A 6,152-nucleotide genomic window follows, 5' to 3' on the forward strand; every position below is an offset into this window, starting at 1 on the left:
TTAATTTGGGCTAAACCCAGATCAACACTTCCCTCTACTACTATACCCGTATTCAGAAGGCGATCGAGAAGTTCCAAGATCGAGGGATTTCCCAAGGACACCCCTGGGTAATAGCCACCGGACTTAGGGAGAAGGGAACCCAACTCCGACAGTTCGATATTCAAGTCTGCTGGGTCGATATCAAAAATTTCGCAGAGGTCCAACACCTGCGCCTCCAATTTACGCAGACTTTCGGCCGCGCGGTCAAGTTCTTCATCTGTTAGGGTATCAGCTTCCATGCGCCGGATAACTTGCGCTTCCATCAGCTGGCGGATTAATTCAACCACGGTAAGGAGTAGGGGGGCTAAACCTGCATCCTTACCAGATGATTTGGGAACCAAGGCTGTTTCTTCTGGACTTGACACTTGTGATTCTCATTAAGGTTCGGCTTGCTGTCAATCCTAGCAGATAGGAGATACTATCCGCAATACATAGCTAGGCCAATTATGCCCAAATTTATCTGATGTTCACAGTCTCAGTGCCACCAGATCATAATTTGACCACTAACTACTATGGTATTATGGTGATCGTGCGTCATATTTAGGTTGAAATATTTTCATAAGTGGCTGTATAAGTTACTTAGCAATTTATACGCCCTAAATATATATTGGTGTTTTCCAAATCGTAACCATGACAATTTACACTCCAGACTGGGTAAAACATTCGGTATTTTATCAAATTTTTCCTGACCGTTTTGCCAAAAACCAATTACATCGACCCTCAGTTATTAGTCATCCTAAGTGGGAAGATTGGCAAAAACCACCCACTTTACAGGGATATAAAGGCGGTAACTTGTGGGGAGTCATTGAAAAACTAGACTATCTACAAGACTTGGGGATTAATGCTATTTATTTGACTCCCGTATTTCAATCAGCCAGTAACCATCGCTACCATACCCATGACTATTATCAAGTTGACCCGATTTTAGGCGGTAATCAAGCCCTACGAGAATTGATAGATGCTGCCCATAGTCGCCATCTTAAAATCGTCCTAGATGGGGTTTTTAACCATGCTAGTCGAGGCTTTTTCTTCTTTAATGATATCCTGGAAAACGGCCCTAATTCTCCCTGGTTGGACTGGTTTACTGTCGAAAACTGGCCTGTGTCCGCCTATGATGGTAGTCAAGCGTCTACATAGCCTACAACCCCTATTCTACCGTTACTTAGGTGTTACTCAAAACCATAGCAGAGTAACAAGTGAGTAAAAAATGAGTAACGCTACTGATACCCCTACAGTAGGGGGAAAGGGCAATATGACGACAATTATACTAGGTTCGTGAAAGCCTATCATGATTTTAAGGGGGAATGTCCCAAAGGGGTAACTCTCAAACTTCAAAAGACCGGGACTAGGTACAACCTACTATTGCAGTTTAAGCAACCACCTACCGGGAAACGGCTACCCAAGACAGCTAACCTTGAATGTACACCTCAAGGGGTGATAGACGGGGTTAAGAAAGCTAAACTGGTATCAGAAGCCCTAGGGACTATCACTAGCGCTAGTGAATTTTGGGATTGGTACGATAAAACCATCCTAGGGAAAAATCAGATTGAGAATAATCTGATAACCTACCGGGACATCTTTAAACAAATTGAGGATGAGTATTTTGCGGGGTACAACCGCAACACAGGAAGGAAACGTTCTCGCGATATCGCTAGTGATTTAGTATCTTACGAGACTGCTAAAGAGGTATATTTCAAGTTGTTTCCTAATTGGGATGAATATCCTAGCTGGGAGAGTTTCAAGGCTATGCTATATATTCCCTTGCAGAATGGAGAACAATTAGTAGGCTCCAAAACCTTCAAGGAACGTTACTACATCTTAAAAGCCATAGCTGAGAAATCACCTAACAAAGAACACTTGCTTAAACAGCTTGAGCCTATTAACGCCAAACAAACACAATTCAGAAAGAAACAACGGATAGCTGTTGATGTATTTAAGGATTGGTGGTTTAAAACCAAACAAGAAGCCTATACTATTAAAAATCACCAACATCAATCATGCCGGCATAGTTGGTTATGGGTGACGAGTATGGCAGTAATGTATGGGTTAAGGCCTACCGAGATAGCCGCCGCCGTTAATCTAACTAAGCCATTTGTAACGGATGATGGTATCACTATCAAAGCACTGTCAGACCCCGATAATCAGGATAATTACTTGGTGCTAGGTGACTATGTTTACTTTACTGACGCAGAAGGTCGGAAAGTGAGTATTAAAACAGGGGGAAGGATTGTTGCTCCAGTTCCCAGCCCTGAAATGTTTGAGTTTCTGGAATTGAAAAAACCTTTATTGCCTCAATATACCCCTAGAAAAGGCAGTAAACCCAAAAGCATAGTTAGAGGCTTTGACGTAACGTTTAGTCAAAAAATTTCCTCTATGAAATGCCCGGTAACCCAGAAATATGCTTTTCGTAGACTGTACAACCTGTTAGGTGAAAAGTATGGACTACCTATCGAGTTACGAGCTAGACTTATGGGTCATAGCACAATCGTTAATGAAGGTAAATATAAAACAGAAGGCATTGACGCTACGTTAGAAGTTCTCAAAGGATGCTCTAAGTTACCTATACCATTGGATGTAGCCATAGAACGGTTAACAGCGTTAGGGGTTGATATTGATAGCTCTGAAGCTAAATTATTCCTTGGAGTTATCTATCAGATAGATTAATCTAATCGTCAACCTTTCATAAATTAACACCCCTAGATTAAACCCCTAGGGGTTATTTTATGGCTACAGATTGATGGATCCTGCTATGGTTTTGAGTAACACCTAAGTAACGGTAGAATAGGGGTTGTAGGCTATGTAGACGCTTGTCAACCACCCAGAACCATTTAACTTAAACCCTTATCCTGACAGCGATAGCGGGTTATTACTCAACCCGATAACTATGCCTAGTTACTCAAATATTACTCATAACCTAGTCCTAGCACAGGAAAATAATTCTGTCAACGGTTGATTACTCAGTCAACAAGCATAACCTAGGGGAACTGTCAAATACCTATATCTCCCCCTAACCAAACACAGACAGGGTAACTCCCTTGTGATACCCGTCAATGGCAAGCCTTCGGTTCGTAACGAACCATTGACTGCTATCACATCGGTCGCACCCCTAAGAGTGTTTGTTTCGGTTAGGGGGAGGGTATGGGTTCAATTTTGCAGGGTATTGCCTAAAGCTACCAGTGCTAACCATAGAAATGTATGAGTGCGATCGCAGTGGGATTTATCTATGGCTCAAAGTCAACATGATAGCTGTAGGTTCCCCCTACGGCTACCTACTAGGTTATCAATGTACAACGATACCCCTATCAATGTACAAAGATATCAGACCGCCTACCTGACTCCCATAGGGGTAGTCAGATTATTAGTGAAATCTTGAGGAGCCTACTCGCTACCAACAAAATGCGATCGCATAATCACGACTAACCTAACTATCTCCTACCGGAATCAACCCGATACCCTCAAACAACTTTTCAACTGGTGACTTGTTTCGTCATCTCTCGCTGATACCTACATAATCCTAGAGAATTGATTCCCCATCGAAACCGATACCTACATACCGCTAGACAAGTCTCCAATTTTTGGTGGTAATCATCCCAGGCGGAACCCAGTACCCCTAATAAACACCCTAAGCCAAAATCTTAACCCGTCTATTGTGGGTAAACTAGGGGGGTAAGCATATAAATTATTTTCGATATCGTATTTTCGATATCGAAAACAGATAATATGAATGAACCCCTACAGTCAGAAACCATAGGGGACATTTAAGTTATTGGGGTAGCTGTTAGGTGTTAGGTGTTAGGGTTTAGGTTGACCCCATGTATTAAGTAAACAATTATAGACCTCTGAGTTAATTAACCCAGGAAGTTGATTAAAACCGTCTAAGTTACTTTTAACCCATAACACTTCAGTTCGTTTCTTTTTTACGTCTTTCTTGTGACTAGCGGACATGACTGTATTTATTTCTATTTTTTGTGTAAATGATTGAGGTTCAATCATCTGATGATAATTCGATACAATGTAATTGCCTGTTATGCAATCTAATGTATGACATAGTTTTGTCCAATCTTTAATCGTGTAGCCGCTATAGTGACCTTGTGTACTACCGGAATAAGGCGGGTCACAATAGAATAGTGTATTAGGTGAATCCCACCTTTCAATACACTTAATAGCATCCTCGCAGGAAATGTAAACCTTTTCTAACCTTTCCAACGCTTCAGATAGCCTAGCTTTTTTATTTGTGAATGTCATCGCTCGGTTTTCGCTTTTTTTACTGAAACCCCACCCCTGCCTAGCGTTGGCAAATGATTGGTTGATATTGACATAGTATGCCCAAGCTTTTTCAATGTCTGAAAAGCCTTCCGGTTGTTTACATATTGCTTGAGATTTTCTGTAGTCAGATTGACTATATAATGTAGCTTGAATTTCATTATTAAGTTCAATAGGTTATTTTTTGGCTACTCTATACAAGTTGATTAAAAGTTGTATCGTTAATGCACTCTCTATAATCGTGTTGATTGGTTACGGTAGGTAATGGTTTTAAAAATAACAAAGTAGCTCCACCGGCAAAAGGTTCTACATATATTTTGTGTGGTGGGAAATATTGCAATATTTTAGAACCTATTCGTTGCTTTCCCCCGTAATAACTTAGTAAAGGTCTCATTGTTGTGATTTCATCAATTATTAATTAATGTTAGGGTTTTCTCCAACCATCATCATCAATATCATCTCTGTTAATTGGAAGATGGGGTGATTGCTTTTTATCTTCTAACTGTTTTTTACAAACTGTTGATGGCATAAAATCATTAACATATCTAATCAAATAATTTAGGCTATTTTGGATACCGTCTAACCTATTCTCAATAAGTAAGTTTCCTGTATGCGTAATGAACATACTGATAATAATCGCGACAATAATTAACCCTAATTCAACTATTACCAAGTTCATTTATATTAATTTCCAAAAATGAAGTGTAAACCATTTAATCCTTTCTATTGGAGAAAATGAAGCGTAAAAATTGCTGTACGGCGGTGATTCAATTATTTGATATTCATTAAGCCATATAGTCTCTTTTTTAACTAGCATAGCTTGGTTAACATCATTGTAGGCATCAAATTTTAACCACCCTGCCATTTTCCAGTACACGGGTACACTGTCAGCGTCAAATAATATCCTAACAAATTTACTGCCAGAAATGTCAGGTAATTTTTTAGTACCGTGTAGAGTACTATCATCTTCTATCCTGAAATTAAGTTCATAAACCTTAAACCAGTTACTCTCTGATATATTAAGCGCATTAGGCATTATCTGTTAATTTATTGTTGTAAGTGATAAGTCATTTTAGTTCTCTATTACAGTTTTGTTAAGGCTAAACACTCTGACTCTGAAAGTGCTTTAGGGTAATAGCGGAAATCTTTACATATACCAGTTTCAACAACACCATTAGCTCTTCTTAATATAAGAATTTCAGAAATAGGTTGATAAGATGTTACTGTATTAGTCTCATCAACCACTTTATCACCGTTAATAAATAACTTTTGCCGACCTTGCTCTAAAACAGATAATATCTTAAATGATGGTGCGTCCAATCTAGTTATTAAGGGTGATGAATAAGTCAACACACCACCAGACACAGTTCTAGTGTCTATGCCGAAACCTTCTGAATCGTCGCCGTGAAGTATCAAGTTGGTATTATCTGAATTAGTACCTAAAATAGCACCAACTCCTGTCAACTTGTTTGGTGTATATTCTATATAAAAACTACCTTCACTCGGGTTAAACTCATCCTCCAACACTCGACTAACCGCATCAGAAGCACGGGTAACGGCTGAGGCTTGTGTGGGTATGTATGAAGATGCGGTGGGTGCTGCTTCTAGTTGTGTACCCCAAATGTAGATACCTGAAATGCCATCACCTGTGTAAAGAATGCTAGACCCATTATTCAAGTAATGCACTATTGTTGCAGTAGCAGTTGATGATGCTGTTGAGGTAATTGAGCATCTATACCATCCGTTTCCCATAGACGTTACTGATGAAGAAACAAGTCCTCCTCCTGCTGTAATTGCTCTAGTCAGTAAATTGAAATTTGCGAAAGAATTGGCGGGAAATTGAGTGGCAA

6 protein-coding genes and 3 pseudogenes are annotated in these 6,152 nt (G+C 39.7%); 3 read left to right on the forward strand and 6 right to left on the reverse strand.

Annotated features, from left to right (window positions below):
* A partial coding sequence (gene gvpJ / locus B9T16_RS24540; protein ID WP_410246002.1) for a gas vesicle protein GvpJ occupies positions 1 to 404 on the reverse strand: 404 nt, incomplete at its 3' end.
* A gap of 265 nt (positions 405 to 669) precedes the next feature.
* Here gvpJ and B9T16_RS24545 point away from each other — a divergent pair.
* From B9T16_RS24545 to B9T16_RS24555, 3 genes and pseudogenes are all read left to right on the forward strand, one after another.
* Positions 670 to 1,161, forward strand: a pseudogene (locus B9T16_RS24545) (alpha-amylase family glycosyl hydrolase); the annotation flags it as partial.
* Positions 1,162 to 1,246: 85 nt separating this feature from the next.
* Positions 1,247 to 2,703 (forward strand): annotated as a pseudogene (locus B9T16_RS24550) (recombinase).
* A gap of 512 nt (positions 2,704 to 3,215) precedes the next feature.
* Positions 3,216 to 3,374, forward strand: coding sequence for a hypothetical protein (locus B9T16_RS24555; RefSeq protein ID WP_410246003.1), 159 nt, complete (start codon positions 3,216 to 3,218; stop codon positions 3,372 to 3,374).
* A 457-nt stretch (positions 3,375 to 3,831) separates the two neighbouring features.
* Here B9T16_RS24555 and B9T16_RS24560 read toward each other — a convergent pair whose 3' ends face one another.
* The 5 genes and pseudogenes from B9T16_RS24560 to B9T16_RS24580 all read right to left on the reverse strand — a co-directional run.
* Positions 3,832 to 4,284, reverse strand: coding sequence for a DNA adenine methylase (locus B9T16_RS24560; RefSeq protein WP_410246004.1), 453 nt, complete (start codon positions 4,282 to 4,284; stop codon positions 3,832 to 3,834).
* A 211-nt stretch (positions 4,285 to 4,495) separates the two neighbouring features.
* On the reverse strand, positions 4,496 to 4,696 hold the full coding sequence (locus B9T16_RS24565) for a DNA adenine methylase (RefSeq protein WP_410246005.1): 201 nt from the start codon (positions 4,694 to 4,696) through the stop codon (positions 4,496 to 4,498).
* 30 nt (positions 4,697 to 4,726) lie between these two features.
* Positions 4,727 to 4,981, reverse strand: a complete 255-nt coding sequence (locus B9T16_RS24570) for a hypothetical protein (RefSeq protein ID WP_410246006.1) — start codon at positions 4,979 to 4,981, stop codon at positions 4,727 to 4,729.
* Positions 4,982 to 5,338: a hypothetical protein gene (locus B9T16_RS24575; protein ID WP_410246007.1), complete on the reverse strand. Its 357-nt coding sequence runs from the start codon at positions 5,336 to 5,338 to the stop codon at positions 4,982 to 4,984.
* A 47-nt stretch (positions 5,339 to 5,385) separates the two neighbouring features.
* Positions 5,386 to 6,152: pseudogene (locus B9T16_RS24580) on the reverse strand (hypothetical protein); the annotation flags it as partial.

The organism is Arthrospira sp. PCC 8006 (assembly GCF_046480465.1).
In the GTDB taxonomy this organism is placed as follows: Bacteria; Cyanobacteriota; Cyanobacteriia; order Cyanobacteriales; family Microcoleaceae; genus Limnospira; species Limnospira platensis.